General features: G+C 61.2%; 16 protein-coding genes. 11 read left to right on the top strand and 5 right to left on the bottom strand.

Features of this window, described 5'->3' with window-relative positions; all coding sequences use genetic code 11:
* The first annotated feature begins 97 nt into the window (after nt 1-97).
* On the top strand, nt 98-1072 hold the full coding sequence (locus ACFSUD_RS02130; protein WP_386371005.1) for a hypothetical protein: 975 nt from the start codon (nt 98-100) through the stop codon (nt 1070-1072).
* Nucleotides 1073-1090: 18 nt separating this feature from the next.
* Nucleotides 1091-2653 carry a substrate-binding domain-containing protein gene (locus ACFSUD_RS02125; RefSeq protein ID WP_386371003.1) on the top strand — a complete coding sequence of 521 codons (1563 nt, stop codon included), beginning with the start codon at nt 1091-1093 and terminating at the stop codon, nt 2651-2653.
* 6 nt (nt 2654-2659) lie between these two features.
* On the opposite strand, the gene radC is transcribed toward ACFSUD_RS02125, so the two are convergent.
* The 3 genes from radC to dnaK all read right to left on the bottom strand — a co-directional run bounded on the left by radC (nt 2660) and on the right by dnaK (nt 6692).
* Nucleotides 2660-3421, bottom strand: a complete 762-nt coding sequence (gene radC / locus ACFSUD_RS02120) for a RadC family protein (protein WP_386371001.1) — start codon at nt 3419-3421, stop codon at nt 2660-2662.
* 112 nt (nt 3422-3533) lie between these two features.
* Nucleotides 3534-4694 (bottom strand): molecular chaperone DnaJ, encoded by a 1161-nt coding sequence (dnaJ, locus tag ACFSUD_RS02115; protein ID WP_386370999.1) that lies wholly within the window; start codon nt 4692-4694, stop codon nt 3534-3536.
* 78 nt (nt 4695-4772) lie between these two features.
* Nucleotides 4773-6692: a molecular chaperone DnaK gene (dnaK, locus tag ACFSUD_RS02110; protein WP_386370997.1), complete on the bottom strand. Its 1920-nt coding sequence runs from the start codon at nt 6690-6692 to the stop codon at nt 4773-4775.
* Between the two features lie 211 nt (nt 6693-6903).
* On the opposite strand from dnaK, the gene ACFSUD_RS02105 reads away from it, so the two are divergent.
* On the top strand, nt 6904-7506 hold the full coding sequence (locus ACFSUD_RS02105; RefSeq protein WP_386370995.1) for an alpha-ketoglutarate-dependent dioxygenase AlkB family protein: 603 nt from the start codon (nt 6904-6906) through the stop codon (nt 7504-7506).
* 20 nt (nt 7507-7526) lie between these two features.
* Here the strand turns inward: ACFSUD_RS02105 and ACFSUD_RS02100 are convergent, their stop codons facing one another.
* Nucleotides 7527-8156 carry a peptide-binding protein gene (locus ACFSUD_RS02100; RefSeq protein ID WP_386370993.1) on the bottom strand — a complete coding sequence of 210 codons (630 nt, stop codon included), beginning with the start codon at nt 8154-8156 and terminating at the stop codon, nt 7527-7529.
* Entirely contained in the window at nt 8153-8977 is an 825-nt protein-coding gene (locus ACFSUD_RS02095; RefSeq protein ID WP_386370991.1) for an ABC transporter permease, read from the bottom strand. Before ACFSUD_RS02095 ends, ACFSUD_RS02100 begins: the two co-directional genes overlap by 4 nt.
* Before the next feature lie 116 nt (nt 8978-9093).
* Between ACFSUD_RS02095 and cysQ the strand changes: the two genes are divergently transcribed.
* From cysQ to ACFSUD_RS02055, 8 genes are all read left to right on the top strand, one after another.
* Entirely contained in the window at nt 9094-9891 is a 798-nt protein-coding gene (cysQ, locus tag ACFSUD_RS02090; protein WP_386370989.1) for a 3'(2'),5'-bisphosphate nucleotidase CysQ, read from the top strand.
* Nucleotides 9891-10691 (top strand): 3-deoxy-manno-octulosonate cytidylyltransferase, encoded by an 801-nt coding sequence (locus ACFSUD_RS02085; RefSeq protein ID WP_386370987.1) that lies wholly within the window; start codon nt 9891-9893, stop codon nt 10689-10691. The genes cysQ and ACFSUD_RS02085 overlap by 1 nt, the downstream gene beginning before the upstream one ends.
* Nucleotides 10688-11923, top strand: a complete 1236-nt coding sequence (locus ACFSUD_RS02080) for a glycosyltransferase family 2 protein (RefSeq protein ID WP_386370985.1) — start codon at nt 10688-10690, stop codon at nt 11921-11923. The genes ACFSUD_RS02085 and ACFSUD_RS02080 overlap by 4 nt, the downstream gene beginning before the upstream one ends.
* 173 nt (nt 11924-12096) lie before the next feature.
* Nucleotides 12097-12990 (top strand): UTP--glucose-1-phosphate uridylyltransferase GalU, encoded by an 894-nt coding sequence (gene galU, locus ACFSUD_RS02075; RefSeq protein ID WP_386370984.1) that lies wholly within the window; start codon nt 12097-12099, stop codon nt 12988-12990.
* 23 nt (nt 12991-13013) lie between these two features.
* On the top strand, nt 13014-13997 hold the full coding sequence (galE, locus tag ACFSUD_RS02070) for a UDP-glucose 4-epimerase GalE (RefSeq protein WP_386370982.1): 984 nt from the start codon (nt 13014-13016) through the stop codon (nt 13995-13997).
* On the top strand, nt 13954-15183 hold the full coding sequence (locus tag ACFSUD_RS02065) for a glycosyltransferase family 4 protein (protein ID WP_386370980.1): 1230 nt from the start codon (nt 13954-13956) through the stop codon (nt 15181-15183). The genes galE and ACFSUD_RS02065 overlap by 44 nt, the downstream gene beginning before the upstream one ends.
* A 46-nt stretch (nt 15184-15229) precedes the next feature.
* The gene (locus ACFSUD_RS02060; RefSeq protein WP_386370978.1) at nt 15230-16240 is read left to right on the top strand and encodes a glycosyltransferase family 2 protein; all 1011 of its coding nucleotides are present in this window, start codon (nt 15230-15232) and stop codon (nt 16238-16240) included.
* Nucleotides 16237-17934: a DUF5927 domain-containing protein gene (locus ACFSUD_RS02055; protein WP_386370976.1), complete on the top strand. Its 1698-nt coding sequence runs from the start codon at nt 16237-16239 to the stop codon at nt 17932-17934. The genes ACFSUD_RS02060 and ACFSUD_RS02055 overlap by 4 nt, the downstream gene beginning before the upstream one ends.
* Nucleotide 17935: the final 1 nt, after the last annotated feature.

Genomic DNA, 17935 nt, shown 5'->3' with positions numbered 1-17935 from the left:
GGGGCATCGCGCCATGAATCCACACCTTCGCGCCACAAGATAGCCCTGATCCTGGACTATCCTTATCCTTGTAGCGATTCCGGTGAGGAGAGTAACGATGGCACGAGGCAAGGAAGTACTGACCGCGGCTGGCACGTTGGGCTGCGCTGCCGCCGTAGGATTCGTGATGCAGAGTTCGGATATCGCGGACCAACGCTACAGCAAGGTGAGCGCCGAAAGACAGGCGATCTTGCAGGCTCAACACACGCTGCTAGATGTCGAGTCAATCACCCTGACCTCTGCGGTTTACGATGACGCGGTAGATCTGCCCGGCTCGAATAGTCGCGTTGCCAAGCGCTCGCCGCCGCCGCTCCTGCCGCGACCCGATCTGCCCAACGCGGTTGCCACACCAGATTGCGCCATGAAAGCCGAGGCGCGTGCGATGCAGGCGGCGATGGTCAGCCTCAGCCTTTCGGCGTCCTGCCTGCCCAATGAGCGCATCAGCATCCATCACAATGGCATGATCTTCACGGAGACCACCTCTGCCGAGGGCAGCCTCGATCTCGAAATTCCCGCCCTTGCGCGTGATGCGGTGTTCATCCTAGCCTTTGGAAATGGTGAGGGCGCGGTGGCTCAGACCAGAGTCGACGATCTTACCGATTTCGACCGAGTGGTATTGCAATGGAAGGGCGACACAGGTTTCCAGATCCACGCCCGCGAATTCGGCGCTGACTACGGTGCGGAGGGCCATGTCTGGGCCGAAGCGCCCGGAGAAATGAGCGCAGCGATGACGGGCGAGAGCGGCTATCTGGTGCAGCTCGGGAATACCGACGTGTCCGACCCCCTGATGGCCGAGGTTTACAGCTTTCCGGCAGCCGCGGCAGCGCCGGGTGGCAAAGTCGATCTGAGCGTCGAGACCGAAATAAGCGCGCAGAATTGCGGCATGGAAATCGAGGCGCAGGCACTGGAGCTGAGCGGGGCCGGGCAGGTTCGCAGCAGGGATCTGACCCTCGCAGTTCCGGACTGCGACACCATTGGTGGCTTTCTGGTGTTGAATAATCTGCTCCAAGACATGAAAGTCGCGCAGAAATAGTTAATTCTGCGGGGTCTCATGATCAGCATCAAGCGTGCGGCGGTTTGCGCCGCACTCTTTCTTTTCAGCCCAGCGGGGGCGGCGAACGCGCAGGACGTCACCCTGACCTCTCGCGACGGCAAGGTCGAGGTTAGCGGCACGCTTTCCGGTTTCGACGGTGAATTCTATCGGCTGGACACGGAATATGGCGAGTTGACGGTGGACGGCTCCGGTGTGCGCTGTCTCGGTCCCGGTTGCCCGAACCTGGAGGATTACGTCGCCGAGCTGCGGCTGTCGGGGGCGGCCAGCATGGGCGCGGTGTTGATGCCTGCTCTGGTCGAAGCCTTCGCGCAGAGGGATGGATATTCCGTGACCCGCGACGAAAACGGACCGGGACTATTTACCCTGTCCTTGACCCGGACCGAAGGCGACAAGCTCGCCGCGCGGTTTCATTTCCGTGCCAGCAATACGGATGAAGGGTTCGCCGATCTGCTTGCGGATGAAGCCGATATCGTCATGGCGCTGCGCGAGATCCGCCGCAAGGAGCGGATCAACGCGCGCGAAGCAGGGCTCGGCGATCTGACCGGGGCAAACCGCAGCCGGGTGCTGGCGCTGGATGCTCTGGTGCCGGTGGTGGCGCCGGGCAACCCTCTGCGCGAGATCACGCCGCGACAATTGGCCCGCGTATTGGCGGGGAAGATCACCAATTGGCAAGCACTTGGCGGCCCGGATGCGCCGATCGAGTTGCATTTGCCGGATTCACGCAGTGGCCTGGCACAGGCCATCGAGAACCAGGTGATGCGCCCGATCGAACTTGAGATAGCCGAGACGGTCACCCGGCATCCGTTGCCCGAAACTCTGGCCGAAGCGATCACGGCGGATAGTTTCTCACTCGGTGTGACCAATTATTCGGAACGGCGTGAAAGCCAGATGCTGGTCCTGACCGGAGGGTGCGGTTTCGCGCTGTCCGCCACCCGGCGCAGCGTTAAGACGGAGGACTACCCGCTCACCGCGCCGATGTTCCTGTATTTTCCGGCACGCCGGCTGCCGCTGATCGGTCGGGAGTTTCTCGGATTCATTCAGGGGCCGACGGCGCAGAACGTGATCCGGCGGGCCGGTTTCGTGGATCAGCGGCCCGAGGAAATCTCCATTGACGAACAGGGCAACCGTTTCGCGAATGCCATATCGGCCGCCGGCTCCGAAACCTCGCTGGAAGAATTGCAGCGGATGGCTGCGACTCTTTCGCCTCTGGCGCGACTGAGTACCACGTTCCGGTTCGAGGCCGGATCGATCCGGCTTGATGCGCAGTCACGATCGAATGTGCAGCAACTGGCCCTGGCGTTGGAGCAGGGGCAATATGACACGAGGCGCCTGGTCTTCGTCGGTTTTAGCGATGGGGACGGGCCTGCGACGGCCAATCGCGACATTGCCTTGCGCCGCGCCGAGGCGGTACGCCGCGCCGTGATCGCGGCAGCGGTCACCGCCAATCCCGAACGTCTGCAACTCGATGTCGATGCGTTCGGGGAGGCGATGCCGATGGCTTGTGACGACAGCGAATGGGGCCGACAGGTCAACCGGCGCGTCGAGGTTTGGGTCCGCTAGGCTGGATCAGAGATAGCCTTGACTGCGGAAGCTGAGCTCGCGTCCTCTACCGATGATTAGATGATCATGAAGCACCAGTCCAAGCGCATCGCAGGCGGTCTTGATCTGTTCGGTCATCGAAATGTCCGCCTGCGAAGGGCTCGGATCGCCCGACGGATGATTATGCACTAGGATCAACGCGGAGGCGTTGAGCTCGAGCGCTCGTTTTGCCACTTCACGCGGATAGACCGGCACATGATCCACCGTTCCCCGACCCTGCACCTCATCGGCAATCAGAACGTTTTTGCGGTCGAGATACAGCACGCGAAACTGTTCCGTCTCGCGATGCGCCATATAGATATGGCAGTAATCGAGCAAGGCGTTCCAGTTTGAAACTACATGCTGCTGCAGGATCCTGGCGCGGGCCATCCTTTGCGCCGCCGCTTCGATCACCTTCAATTCGGTGATCACCGCATCCCCGATGCCGGTTACGTCGCGCAAGCGTGCGGTGTCAGCGGCGATTACGCGGTTGAAGTCGCCGAATTGATCCATCAGCGCCCGCGCCAGTGGTTTGACATCGCGTCGAGGGATGGCGCGGAACAGAACCAGTTCGAGCAATTCGTAATCCGGCATCGCCTGGGCTCCGCCCTCACGGAACCTTGTCCGGAGGCGCTGTCGATGGTCAGCAAGGTAGGACGGCGGTTTGAGCGTCGCACGGTTGGCCTTGGCGCTCCCTTCCAGCAGGGAGGGCAGGGCTTGCTCGGAAAAGTTCGATGCTGGACGGCTCATGAAGCCAAGATGCCGGGCATCGGTTACTTTCCGGTTAATTGCCCTGGCACGGAAAAAGGGCGGGATGACCCCGCCCTTTCATGTCGATCAGAGCCGACGCATATAATACGGATCAGCCTTTCATGCTGTCCCAGAAGGATTTGACGCTCGAGAAGAAGTTGCTGCTCTCGGGGTTGTTGTTCTCCGCGAGCTCTTCGAATTCGCGCAGCAAATCCTTTTGACGGCTGGTCAGGTTGACCGGTGTCTCGACCGCGAGCTCGATGATCATGTCACCGGTGCCACCCCCCCGCAGCGGTGGCATGCCCTTGCCACGCAGGCGCATCTGGCGACCCGACTGGCTGCCTGCGGGCACCTGCACACGGCCGCGCCCACCATCGATCGTGGGCACTTCGATGCTGCCGCCGAGCGCGGCGGTGCTCATTGAAACCGGAACCCGGCAGAACAGGTTCGGGCCATCGCGTTCGAAGAGCTCATGCTCCTGAACCTCGATGAAGATATAGAGATCGCCGACCGGACCGCCACGCATCCCGGCTTCACCTTCACCGGCAAGCCGGATCCGCGTCCCGGTCTCCACCCCGGCGGGGATATTCACGGACAATTGCCGGTCTTTCTCGACTCGGCCTGCACCGCGACAGGTCTTGCAGGGATTCTTGACGATCTGCCCCATGCCCGAACAGGTCGGACAGGTGCGCTCGACGGTGAAGAAACCTTGCTGGGCACGAACCTTGCCCATGCCCGAACAGGTCGGACAGGTCGTCGGTTCGGCGCCCCCTTCGGCGCCGGAGCCGTCACAGGAGCCGCATTGTACGGAGGTCGGCACGCTGATCGACTTCTGCAGACCGCTGAACGCGTCTTCCAGCGTGATCCGGAGATTGTAGCGCAGATCGGCGCCGCGCGCGGCCCGTCGGCCGCCGCCACCGCCGCCGCGTTGACCCATGAAATCGCCGAAAAGGTCATCGAATACATCGGAAAATGCGCTGGAGAAATCGCCCTGACCCCCGCCGAAGCCGCCGCCCGGGCGACCGCCGCCGGCACCGCCCATTCCGCCTTCGAAGGCCGCATGGCCATAGCGATCATAAGCCGCCTTCTTGTCAGCGTTCTTCAGGATTTCGTAGGCCTCGTTGGCCTCCTTGAACTTCGCCTCGGCGTGGGGGTTGTCGCCATTGCGGTCAGGGTGCAGTTCCTTCGCCTTGCGGCGGTAGCCCTTTTTGATCTCGTCGGCCGAGGCCCCTTTGGCAACGCCAAGCACCTCGTAATAGTCACGTTTTGCCATCGGTCATCAGCTCCTGCTAGGAACGTGACGGGCCGGCCCGTCTGACGGACCGGCCCGATCAATCGCTCCGGCTACAATTTAGGCGCGCTTGTCGTCATCGAGATCTTCGAAGTCCGCATCGACGATGTCGTCATCGGCTCCGCCGCGCGGCTCGTCTGCCGCCGCCCGTGCGCCATCGTCGCCGCCTTCTTCCTGAGCCGACTTGTAGATCGCCTCGCCCAGTTTCATCGCCGCTTCGGTGACGTTCTGGATGCCGGACTTGATCTTGTCGACATTCTCGGTTTCCAGTTCGTCTTTCAAAGCGGCAATCGCCAGTTCGATGGCCTCGACCGTTGTCGGATCGACCTTGTCAGAATGCTCCTCCAGCGATTTCTCGGTGGAATGGATCAGGGATTCTGCCTGGTTCTTCGCCTCGATCAGGGCGCGGCGTTCCTTGTCGGCTTCCGCGTTCTCTTCGGCGTCCTTGACCATCTTCTCGATATCCGCGTCCGACAGACCGCCCGATGCCTGGATGGTGATCTTCTGCTCCTTGCCGGTGCCCTTGTCGAGGGCGCCGACCGACACGATGCCGTTGGCGTCGATGTCGAATGTCACTTCGATCTGCGGCATGCCGCGCGGGGCGGGCGGGATGTTCTCCAGGTTGAAGGCGCCGAGGATCTTGTTGTCGGCCGCCATCTCGCGCTCACCCTGGAATACCCGGATGGTCACGGCGTTCTGGTTGTCCTCCGCGGTCGAGAAGATCTGGCTCTTCTTGGTCGGGATCGTGGTGTTGCGGTCGATCAGACGGGTGAAGACACCGCCGAGCGTTTCGATGCCGAGGGACAGCGGCGTCACGTCGAGCAGCACCACGTCCTTGACGTCGCCCTGCAGCACGCCGGCCTGAATGGCGGCACCGAGCGCCACGACCTCATCGGGGTTCACCCCCTTGTGCGGCTCCTTGCCGAAGAACTTGGTAACTTCCTCGATCACCTTCGGCATCCGGGTCATACCACCGACCAGAACGACTTCGTCGATATCGGAGGCCGACAGGCCCGCATCCTTAAGCGCGGCCTGACAGGGCTTCATTGAGGCCTTGATCAGATCACCAACCAGGCTTTCCAGCTTGGCGCGGGTCAGTTTCATGACCATGTGCAGCGGCGAACCGTCCTTGCCCATCGAGATGAAAGGCTGGTTGATTTCGGTCTGGCTGGAGGAGGACAGCTCGATCTTGGCTTTCTCGGCCGCTTCCTTCAGACGCTGCAGCGCCATCTTGTCCTTGGTCAGGTCGACGCCGTGTTCTTTCTGGAATTGCTCGGCCAGGTAGTTGACGATGCGCATGTCAAAGTCTTCGCCGCCAAGGAACGTGTCGCCGTTGGTCGATTTCACTTCGAACAGGCCGTCGTCGATTTCGAGGATGGTCACGTCGAAAGTACCGCCGCCGAGGTCATAGACCGCGATCGTATGGGTGTTTTCCTTGTCGAGACCATAAGCAAGCGCCGCTGCCGTGGGCTCGTTGATGATTCGCAGCACTTCGAGACCGGCAATCTTGCCGGCATCCTTGGTGGCCTGACGCTGTGCATCGTTGAAATAGGCCGGCACGGTGATGACCGCCTGGGTCACTTCCTCGCCGAGGTAGCTTTCCGCGGTTTCTTTCATCTTGCCGAGGATGAAGGCAGAAATCTGCGACGGGGAGTATTTCTCACCCTTGGCTTCGACCCAGGCATCGCCGTTGCCGCCGTCGATCACGTTGAACGGCATGTTCTTCTTGTCCTTGGCCAGGTCCGCATCGTCGTTGCGGCGGCCGATCAGGCGCTTGACGCCAAAGACAGTGTTCTCGGGGTTGGTGACCGCCTGACGCTTCGCCGGCTGGCCCACGAGCCGTTCGTCGTCGGTGAAGGCGACGATCGACGGGGTGGTGCGCGTGCCTTCGGCGTTCTCGATCACGCGGGGTTGGCTGCCGTCCATGATGGCGACGCAGCTGTTAGTGGTTCCAAGGTCAATACCAATTACTTTGGCCATGTTTTCGATCCCTCATGTTATTCAAGGCGATGACACGAGGCGCGGACCCGTTGCGGCATCCTGCCCCGATCTGTGACACTGAAGCGATATGGGCTTGCAGCGGTTCGGAGCGTATATAAGGAGCGAAAATCCACCCTGCAACCGTTGCCAGAAGATGGATTGCAGCATTTTTCACGGTTTTGTGGCGCTGGCGGTAGGGAGCGGTAAAGATATGACGATTCTGCGGCTGCGGGGCTTCGAGATACACAAGGGTCGGCTCGACGCCGCGGCCCAGCAGGAGATCTTCGCCGCCGTGCGCGCGGTGGTGCGCAAGGCACCGCTGTTTCGCCCTGATACCCCCTATGGCAGGAAGATGTCGGTGCAGATGTCCGCGGCGGGACGTTACGGATGGTTCTCGGATCGCAATGGCTATAGATATGTTAACGAACATCCGAGTGGCGGGGCCTGGCCTGAGATACCCCCGTCCGTACTGAAAGTGTGGGATCAGCTGACCGGACTAGCGCGGCAGCCGGAATGCTGTCTCATCAATTATTACGGCCCCGAGGCACGGATGGGATTGCACCAGGACAAGGACGAGGCCGATTTCGATTTCCCGGTTGTCTCGATTTCGCTCGGCGACGACGGGTTGTTGCGGATCGGCAATGCCAGCCGTGGCGGCAGGACGGAATCCCTGTGGTTGCAGTCAGGCGATGTGGTGTTAATGGGCGGCGCGGCGCGGCTGACCTATCACGGGATCGACCGGATCAGGCCGGGCTCGTCCACGTTGCTTCCAAAAGGCGGACGCCTGAATCTGACACTGCGGGTGGTCGAATGAGTATTTCATGCACAAAGAAGTCAGGGGGCGAGCCAACAGCAGCCGGAATGGAGGGCCGGACCGGAGCCGAAATCGGCGATCATGTCGATCTCCAGCCCGAAAGCCCGGTCCGACATGCCGTCAATGCAATCACCGCCTGTGACAAGCGCGGTGATTTGCTGTGAAAGAACGGCTGTTCCCCGCGTTTCGAAGAGCAGGGCGTGATGGTCGCGGCGCGAGAGCGAGCCGAGGCGCGCGGTGATACGTCCTTCGAGCCGATCGATCTCGGGAGTGGCCAGGCTGACGCGGTCCGCGGCTTCGAAACGCAGTGACCAGAACGGCTCGGTCCCGAAACATTGCGCGAGCGGCGGCAGCGCGCCGAGCCATTGTCCGGGCTGACGGGTCATATAGGCGAGCGAGACCCACCCCCGGCCTTCGCCGGTGTTGATCAGTGCCCAGGTATGACGGTCGTTGGGGCGGATCAGCTCGATATCGCGGGCGTCCGGAGCCAAGGCGCCGATTACCGGCGCATTTGAAGAGTCGCGTTCACGGATATTGAGTCGGTCACCTTGCGCAACGCCATGAACGTCATAAAGGGCGGGCCATGCGTCCTGGGTGGCCTGCGCCGGGCCTGCCGGGAAGAACAGCAGCCAGATCAGGGAGCGGATCATCGTCGGGCGCTCCAGCTCAGCGAAGCGTGTTTGCGAGTGTAGAATTCGCCCATCAACCCGATGATCAGCAGAACCACACCAACCCAGAAGGCATATTCCCAGGTGCTGTAGCGCGGGTTGTAATTGATGAAGGCGAAACCGCGCGCCTGATCGATGACGTGGAACAGGGGGTTCCAGTCGAACATCGCCAACATGAAACCCGGCAGCGTATTGGCCAGGAACATCTTGCCCGATGCGATCATGTTGGCGCGTTGATAGATCGTATAAAACAGGCTGACGAAGGTGGGAAACCAGGGTTTGACTGCCAACAACACCAGCCCAAGCGCGCAGCCGGTGAACCAGGCGATGAGCAACATGCCGAAGGCGGCGAAGGGCTGCTCGACCTGCAGCGGTGTGAAGGCCACGTGATAGACGAACAGGATGGTGACGAGCGACAGGACCTGGATATAGAGCGCTCCGACTGCGGCCGAGGCGATCGAGATGATTGTCGTCATCGGCGCGTGTTGCATCATCGCGCTCGCGGGCCCTTCGGAGCCGACGACGGCGCCGAGCGCCTTGGTATGGGTCAGGTAGAGGAAGATTCCGGACATGATATAGACCAGGAAGTCGCCCCTGATCGCCGCGCCGCGCAGGCCGAGGACCGTGAACATCACATAGAAGGCAGCGATGAAGATCACCGCCTGCAACATGTTCATGGCGATGGCCATGAAGGCGTTGTTGTGGGTCTTGCGCACCGAGCGCACCACCGAATGATAGACCAGCTCGGCAATGCCGATGGCGGAAGCAAAACGGCCCCGTGGCTTTCGGATCGGTTTGAACATGCTGTCCTGCGCCTCCTGATCGTTCAGCCTTGCACGGAATTCTTGCTGTTCTGTTAGCTGCAAAGCATAAGAAGGGCGATAGTACAAATCAACGACAGCCGAAGGGGATGAGCCGCGTGGATTACGAAAGATTGGTGGAAGTGATGCGGCGGCTGTCGTTGGAGGCCGGCGAGCGGATCATGGAAATCTATGGTCAGGATGATTTCGACGTGAAGGCGAAATCGGACGACAGCCCGGTCACGGCGGCCGACGAGGCGGCGGATGCGATCATCGCGGCCGGGCTGCGTGCCGCCTTTCCCGACGTGATACTAGTGACGGAAGAGCAGGCCGCGACCCATGACGCAAAGGGGGATACCTTTCTGATCGTCGATCCGCTGGACGGGACCAAGGAATTCATTCATCGGCGCGGCGACTTCACCGTCAACATCGCTCTTGTCGAGGCGGGCGTGCCGACACGGGGGGTCGTATATGCGCCGGCCAAGGGGCGGATGTTCTTCACCCGGGCCGATGGCCAGTCAGTCGAGGAAACCGGCGCGTTCGAAAAGGAACGGCCCGGCGCATTGCGCGAGATCTCGGTTTCGGAGGCGGATAACGACGCGCTCATGGTCGTGGCGTCGAAGTCGCATCGCGATCAGGCCACCGACGATTACATCGGCAAATATGCGGTGCGCGACATGAAAAGCGCCGGCTCCTCCCTGAAATTCTGCCTTGTGGCGACAGGCGAGGCTGATCTCTATCCTCGCGTCGGGCGCACGATGGAATGGGACACGGCGGCAGGGCATGCGGTGCTGAGCGGGGCCGGTGGCGCGGTCGTGCGTTTCGACGATCTGACCCCGCTGCGCTATGGCAAAGAGGGATTTGCCAATCCGTTCTTCATCGCTCATGCGCCGGGCGTTGCGCTGAAGGCAGGCTGATGTCGGTCCTGGTCATCATCCCCGCCCGCTATGCGTCGACCCGCTATCCGGGCAAGCCGCTCGTGGCCCTGACTGGTGCCGGGGGCGAGAAGCGCAGCCTGATCGAGCGCAGTTGGCGGGCTGCCTGTGGCGTGCAAGGGGTGGACCGCGTGGTCGTTGCCACTGACGATGACAGGATCAGAAAGGCCGCCGAAGCTTTCGGTGCCGAGGTGGTGATGACCTCCGAAAGCTGCGCCAACGGGACCGAACGCTGCGCCGAGGCCCATGCAGCCTTGGGCGGTGGCTTTGACATCGTGGTCAATCTACAGGGCGATGCGCCACTGACGCCGCATTGGTTTGTCGAAAGCCTCGTTAAGGGCCTTCGGGATGCGCCTGATGCCGATATCGCCACGCCGGTGCTGCGCTGCGACGGGGCGACGCTGAACGCGCTGCTGGCCGATCGCAAGGCAGGCCGGGTTGGCGGGACCACGGCGGTTTTTGCCGCAGATAAAACGGCGCTCTATTTCTCCAAAGAGGTCGTGCCCTTCACCGCACATTCCTATGCGCAGAGCGAACCGAGCCCGGTTTTCCACCATGTCGGGGTCTATGCCTATCGCCCCGCGGCGCTGGCGGCATATCCGTCTTGGGCGACCGGACCATTGGAGCAGCTCGAAGGCCTGGAGCAACTGCGTTTCATGGAGAACGGACGCGCGGTGCTCTGCGTGGAAGTCGAAGCGCGGGGACGTGAGTTCTGGGAGCTGAACAATCCCGAGGATGTGCCGAAGCTCGAAGCGATGATGGCCAAGATGGGGATTGAGTGAGCGACCCTGCGGTCAGCGTGGTGATTGTCAGCCGGGGTCGGCCCGCCGCGCTCACCCGCTGTCTGCTGGGTGTCTCCCAATTGCAATATCCTCGTTTCGAGGTTGTGGTCGTCGCGGACCCGAGCGGCATCGCAGCCGCGGCGAAAACGCAATTCGCGTCCTGCCTCAAACTCGTGCATTACGATGAGCCGAACATTTCCGCGGCGCGCAATCTTGGGGTCGACCATGCGGCGGGTGAGATCATCGCCTTCATCGATGACGACGCGGTACCGGAGCCGCAATGGCTGCGACATCTGACGGGACCGGCTGCAAAGCGGGACGTCGCTGCCATGGGCGGTTTCGTGCGCGGGCGCAATGGCATCTCCTTTCAGTGGCGCGCCCGGTCGCTCGATGCGCTTGGCGAGCCGGAGAGGCTTGAGGTCAAGGGGGCGGAGCCCCATGTGCCTACGCCACCGGCAGGCTACGCGGTCAAGACCGAGGGGACCAACATGGCGATCCGCCGTGAGGTGCTGGTCGCCCTGGGTGGCTTCGACCCGGCGTTTCATTACTATCTCGATGAGACCGACCTCAACATGCGGCTGGCCGGGGCGGGCCATGCGACGGCGATCGCGCCGCTGGCGGAGGTGCATCACGGGTTTGCCGCCAACTGTATGCGACACCGCAATCGCGCGCCGCGTGATCTCTTCGATATCGGTGCGAGCTGGGCGGTATTTCAGCGCAAACATGTGCCGAAATCCGCAAGGTTTAGCCAATGGTGCCGGTTGCGGGATGGTCAGCGACGCAGGCTGATCCGCCATCTGGTTGTCGGCACGCTGGAGCCGCGCGAGGTGCGCTATCTGCTCGAACGGCTCGATGCGGGCTATGAGGTCGGCCGCAATCGGCCGTGCGGCGCACCGGGGCTTACCTCCCGCCCGCTATCGCCGTTTCGCCCCTTTCCGGCACCGCAGAGGGAACATGTCTGGTTGACCGCGAATTGGTTGCGCAGCGCCGCCGCGCGACGGGATGCGGAGCGTCTTGTGCGTGCGGGCAGGATCGTCACCCTGCTGCTCCTGTCGCGCAGTGCCCTGTTTCATCAGGTCAGCTTTGAGGCCGGGGGATACTGGTTGCAGCGCGGTGGTGTCTCCGGGCGCGCTGAGCGGGACGAACCGTTGCTGCGATGGGCAACCAGCGAACAACGTGCAATTCAGGAACATGCGCGGATAACGCCGCAGCGGGGCAACGGGGCATGGTAACCGCTGGTTGTAGCATATATCATATATGCACTGCATTTATTGCCAGTTTTTGCTAGCATTGCGAAACAACCGGGTGAAATCCTACATAAGCCCGCTAATATAGTCAGATTGTCATTAAGAAGTGCCCGGCGTGACCGGGCCAGTTTTAAACCAGGTTAAGACAGAGGTAACTCATGAACAGAAAAGTCACGAAAGCCGTTTTCCCGGTCGCAGGTTTGGGGACACGTTTCCTCCCGGCGACCAAATCGGTCCCCAAGGAGATCATGACCCTCGTGGATCAGCCGTTGATCCAATATGCGATCGATGAGGCCCGGGCCGCCGGGATCAAGGAATTCATCTTCGTGACTTCGCGAGGCAAAGGCGCACTTGAGGATTATTTCGACCATGCCCCGGTGCTGGAACAGCAGTTGCGTGCCAAGAACAAGGACAAGCTGCTCAAGGTGCTGGAGCGCACCAACATGGAGAGCGGCGCCATCGCCTATATTCGCCAGCACAAGGCGCTCGGTCTCGGCCATGCGGTATGGTGCGCGCGGCGACTGATCGGCGATGAACCCTTTGCGGTGATTCTTCCCGACGACGTGATTGCGGCGGAAAAGCCCTGTCTGCAACAGATGGTCGAAGCCTATGAAGAGACAGGCGGTAACATGGTCGCGGCAATGGAGGTCAATCCAAGCGATTCGTCGATGTATGGCATGCTCGACATTGCCGAAGATATGAACCAGATGGTTCGGATCAAGGGCATGGTGGAAAAGCCGAAGGCATCGGAGGCTCCCTCCAACCTGGCGGTGATCGGGCGCTATATCCTGTCGCCCGGCGTTCTGCAGAATCTCGACAACATCAGCGCCGGTTCGGGTGGCGAGATCCAGCTGACCGACGCGATCGCGCAGGAGATTGCACAGGGCAGCAACGTCTATGGCTATCGCTTCGCCGGCCAGCGTTTCGACTGCGGCTCGAAGGCGGGTTTCCTGCAGGCGACAGTGGCCTTCGCCCTGGCACGGGAAGAGCTGCGCGATGATCTGGACGGCTATCTGCGCAACCTGATGTCGCAGGACAAGGCCGCGCAATAACAGTCGCGGAAGGCGTATGAGTTATGAGTAATGTTCTGGTTACCGGTGGCGCGGGCTATATCGGCTCCCATGCCTGCAAGGCTCTGAAGGCGTCCGGGTTCACCCCGGTCACCTTCGACAATCTCGCTACCGGTTGGCGGGATGCAGTGAAGTTCGGCCCCTTCGTTAAAGGCGATCTGCTGGATCGTGCAGCACTCGACCGGGTTTTCGCGCAATATGAGCCGGTTGCCGTCATGCATTTCGCCGCCCTAAGCCAGGTCGGCGAAAGCATGCAGGATCCCGGTGGCTATTGGCGCAACAACGTGCAGGGCTCGCTGAACCTGGTGGAGGCTGCCGTGGCGGCGCAGTGTCTCGATTTCGTCTTCTCGTCCACCTGTGCAACCTATGGCGATCAGGACAACGTCGTGCTCGACGAGCAAAGCGTCCAGCTCCCGATCAATGCCTATGGCGCGTCCAAACGTGCGATCGAGGATATCCTGCGTGATTTCGAGGCAGCACATGCGCTGCGCCACGTGATCTTTCGCTATTTCAACGTCGCCGGCGCGGATCCGGAAGCCGAGATCGGCGAGTTCCACCGCCCCGAGACCCATCTGATCCCCCTGATACTGGACGCGGTTGAGCGCAAGCGTGATGCGCTCACGGTGTTTGGTACAGATTATGACACGCCCGATGGCACCTGTATCCGCGATTATGTACATGTGTGCGATCTGGTCGATGCCCATGTGCTCGGCCTGCGGTGGCTTCAGGCGGACCGCGGGAGCCGGGTTTTCAACCTCGGTACGGGCAGCGGGTTCTCGGTGCGCGAGGTGATGGAGGCCAGCCGTGATGCAACCGGGCGTGACGTGCCTTTTGTGGAAGGACCGCGTCGTCCGGGCGATTGTACCAAGCTGGTCTCCGGTTCGACACGCGCGGAGGCTGAGCTTGGTTGGACGCCGACGCGTTCGACGCTGGAGCTGATGATCCATGACGCGTGGAAATGGCATCAGACCGGCCATTACGCGGCCTGAAGTGCCCCCGGCTCGGCTGCTCGATCTGACCCGCAGCCTGCGCCGGGCGGGGCATGTGGTCACCGGCGTGGATCGGGTTGAACGGGCCTATCTGCGTCATCTCTTGCAGGACGACCCGCCGCTCTACGGATTGCTGCGCAGCGCATTCGGCTATCTGCTATTGGACCGAGACGGACTGGTTGAGCTCGACAGGCGGCTTCGCGAACGGCTCGATTGGGACACGTCCGATTTGTTGTCGAACCTTGCGGGACGGCGCAGCGAAGTGCTGAAACGCGCGGAGACGACGGCCCGGCGCCTGGCAATTGCACGTGCCGCCCCGCACCGGATGGCAGCTTTGCTGCGGCGATATCTGCCGCAAGGGTTCGACTATTACAATGTCGGACATAGCAACCTGACCATCCGTGTGCTTTCCGGTGTCCGGCAGGCGGGTGGGCGTATTTCGGTGCTGCTGCATGATGTGATCCCTCTCGAATACCCCGAGTTCCAGCGTCCCGTGACGGTGGTCCGATTCCGCAAGAAGCTTCAACGGATCGGGAAATATGCCAACCGAGTGATCTACAATTCGCAGGATACCCGGCAGCGCAGCGAGACCTATCTGGCGCAATGGGGTCGCATCCCTCCCGGCGTGGTCGCGCATCTCGGAATTGACATGCCGGAGCCGCAGCCGGGCGGATCTTTGCCGCAGGAGCCCTATTTTCTCATGCTCGGCACCATCGAACCCCGCAAGAACCATGAATTCCTTCTCGATATCTGGGAGGGTTGGGGGGAGGCCGCGCCGCTGCTGCTGATCTGCGGCAAACGCGGCTGGAACAACGACAAGGTCTTTGCCCGGCTCGACAATCTGCCTGCAGATGGGCGCATCAGGGAACTCTCCGTCCTCCCGGACTCTGCTATTGCACCATTGATGCGCAATAGCGCCGGGTTGCTCTTCCCCAGTCTTGCCGAGGGCTTCGGCCTGCCGCCGATCGAGGCTGCGGCGTTGGGAACGCGTGTTTTATGCAACAATCTGCCGGTGCTGCGGGAAATACTGGGGGATTATGGCGTTTACCTCCCTGTCTCGGACAGCTATTTGTGGAGACGTAGGATAGAGAGCTGGGCTCTGGAACCGCTGAAAGCGCAGATGACGTCGGGTTTCGTCGCCCCGTCATGGACCTCACACTTCAAGACGGTGTTAAGGTTAACCTGATAGCGCGTTGAAAAGTGCGGGTGATCCCGGTGGTAAAGGGCAGTGTGTGGGTATCTTCCAGTCATATCGGCTGAGACTACAGCGCAAGAGATGGCGGATCAGAGCCTTTCGCAAGCGACGTGAGCTCAAACGCATCGCCAACCGCACCGGACAGATCCGCCCGGACGACCTGCTGCTCTTCTGCACACAGCGCAATGAACGTATCCGTCTGCCATTCTTTCTCGACTATTATCGCGAGCTCGGAATCGGTCATTTCTTCTTTGTCGACAATGACAGCGATGACGGCGCGCTCGAATATCTGACGGAGCAACCCGATGTCTCGGTCTGGTCCAGCAAGTCGAGCTACAAGCGCGCGCGCTTCGGGGTTGATTGGCTGAACTGGTTGCAGATGAGATATGCCCACGGGCACTGGGCGCTCACGGTAGATCCAGATGAATTTCTCGTCTATCCTTTCTGTGATACCCGGCCGCTCCGGGCCTTGACCGACTGGCTCGATGCCTCGTCGATCAGATCCTTCTCGGCGATGTTGCTGGACATGTATCCCAAGGGGCGACTGGATTCGCAGCCCTATCAGGAAGGTCAGAACCCGATCGAGATCGCCTCCTGGTTCGACAGTGGCAATTACACCATGTCGCGCAATCCTTTGTTTACCAACCTGTGGATACAGGGCGGCCCCCGGGCCCGGGTGTTCTTCCCCGAAGCGCCACAAAAGGCACCTGCGCTGAACAAGGTGCCGCTGGTCAAATGGGACCGACGCTATGCCTATGTCAGCTCCACTCATATGTTGCTGCCGCGCGGGCTTAACCAGGTCTATGACGAATGGGGCGGCGAGAAAGCTTCCGGTGTGCTTCTGCATGCCAAGTTCCTCGACACGTTTTCCGGCAAGGCAGAGGAGGAACTGGCCCGCGGACAGCATTACGCGGCTTCGGTCGAGTATCGCGCCTATGCCGAACGGCTGCGCGAGAATCCTCAGCTCTGGTGCAAATGGTCGGAACGCTACATCAACTGGCGTCAGCTGGAGATCCTCGGGTTGATGTCGAAGGGGAACTGGGCATGAGCGTCGGCATCGTCATGCTGGTGCATACCGCGCTCGGCCGCGCCGAACAGGTGGCCCGGCATTGGTCTGCGGCTGGCTGCCCGGTGGTAATCCACGTGGACCGAAGCGTGCCGAAACGCACCCACGAGGCCTTCGTAAAGGCGCTGCGCGATGTGCCGAATCTGGAATTCTCGTCCCGCTATCGCTGCGAATGGGGCACCTGGGGTATCGTCGCTGCCTCGCAGGCGGCCAGCGAGCTGATGTTGGCCCGTTTTCCGGATGTGCGGCATGTCTATCTTGCCTCCGGCTCCTGTCTGCCGCTGCGCCCGGTGCAGGAGCTGATCGATTATCTCGCTGCCCGGCCCCATACCGACTTCATCGAGAGCGCCACGACTGCCGATGTGCCCTGGACGGTCGGCGGTCTCGATCACGAGCGGTTCACCCTGCGGTTTCCATTCGCCTGGAAACGCCATCGCTACCTTTTCGACCGCACCGTCGAATTCCAGCGTCGGCTCAAGCTGCGCCGCAAGATGCCGAACGGCATCCTGCCCCATATGGGCTCGCAATGGTGGTGCCTAAGCCGCCGCACCCTCTCCGCGATCCTGCAGGATCCCGAGCGCCCGACCTATGACAGGTTCTTCCGCCATGTCTGGATACCAGACGAAAGCTATTTCCAGACTCTGGCGCGGCAATATTCGACCCGTATCGAGAGCCGATCGCTGACTCTGTCGAAATTTGATTTCCAGGGCAAGCCGCATATCTTCTATGATGATCATCTGCAGCTTCTGCGGCGTTCCGATTGTTTTGTGGCGCGCAAGATCTGGCCTCATGCCGATCGGCTCTATGAAGCCTTCCTGACCGACGCGGCGGGCGCAATGAAACGGACCGAACCCAACCCGGGCAAGATCGACCGGATCTTCGCCAAGGCAGTCGAACGGCGCACACGCGGCCGTGCGGGTCTCTATATGCAGAGCCGGTTTCCCAACGAGGACTGGGAGAACGGCATCACCGCCGCACCCTATTCGATGTTTCAGGGGTTCTCCGAACTATTCGAAAATTTTGAGCCCTGGCTCGCCAAGGCGACCGGTGCTCGGGTACATGGGCATCTCTTCGCCACCGAACGCGCGGAATTTGCCGACGGGCAGACGGCGATCAATGGTGCGCTCAGCGATTCGACGTCTCTGCGCGATTACAATTGCGGAACCTTCCTGACCAACCTGATCTGGAATACCCGTGGCGAACGCCAATGTTTCCAGTTCGGCCCTTCGGACAATCAGGACATCAACTGGCGTATCGCCAAGGACGCGAATGCGCAGGTCTCGGTGATCACCGGTGCCTGGGCAGTACCGTTGTTTCGATCGAACCTAGATTTCGCCGATATCCGACGCATTGCCGCGCGGCTGCAAAAGATCGAGAGCGAGCATATGAAGGTGCTGCGCTCGCCCTATACCAAGGCACGCGTGCGGATCTGGAGCATGGCCGAATTCATCGAAGCCCCGATGGAACCGCTGCAGGGCATACTCGATGAGATTGGCCGCACGAGATTGCGCCGACTTTCCGAAGCACCGCGCATGGTCGATCTGAGCGGATTCGGCCAGTTTCTTCAAAATCTGAAAAATCAGGGAATGCATCCCTATCTGATGGGCGATTTTCCAGTCGAACGCGGGGCTTCCAACAGCAGTCAACCTGCCCGCAAACCCTATCTGGTGCGCTGAC

Source organism: Sulfitobacter aestuarii (genome assembly GCF_042685005.1).
Classification (GTDB): domain Bacteria; phylum Pseudomonadota; class Alphaproteobacteria; order Rhodobacterales; family Rhodobacteraceae; genus Sulfitobacter; species Sulfitobacter aestuarii.
The sequence above is the reverse complement of the archived record's forward strand: the minus strand, read 5'-3'. Positions and strand labels throughout refer to the sequence as shown.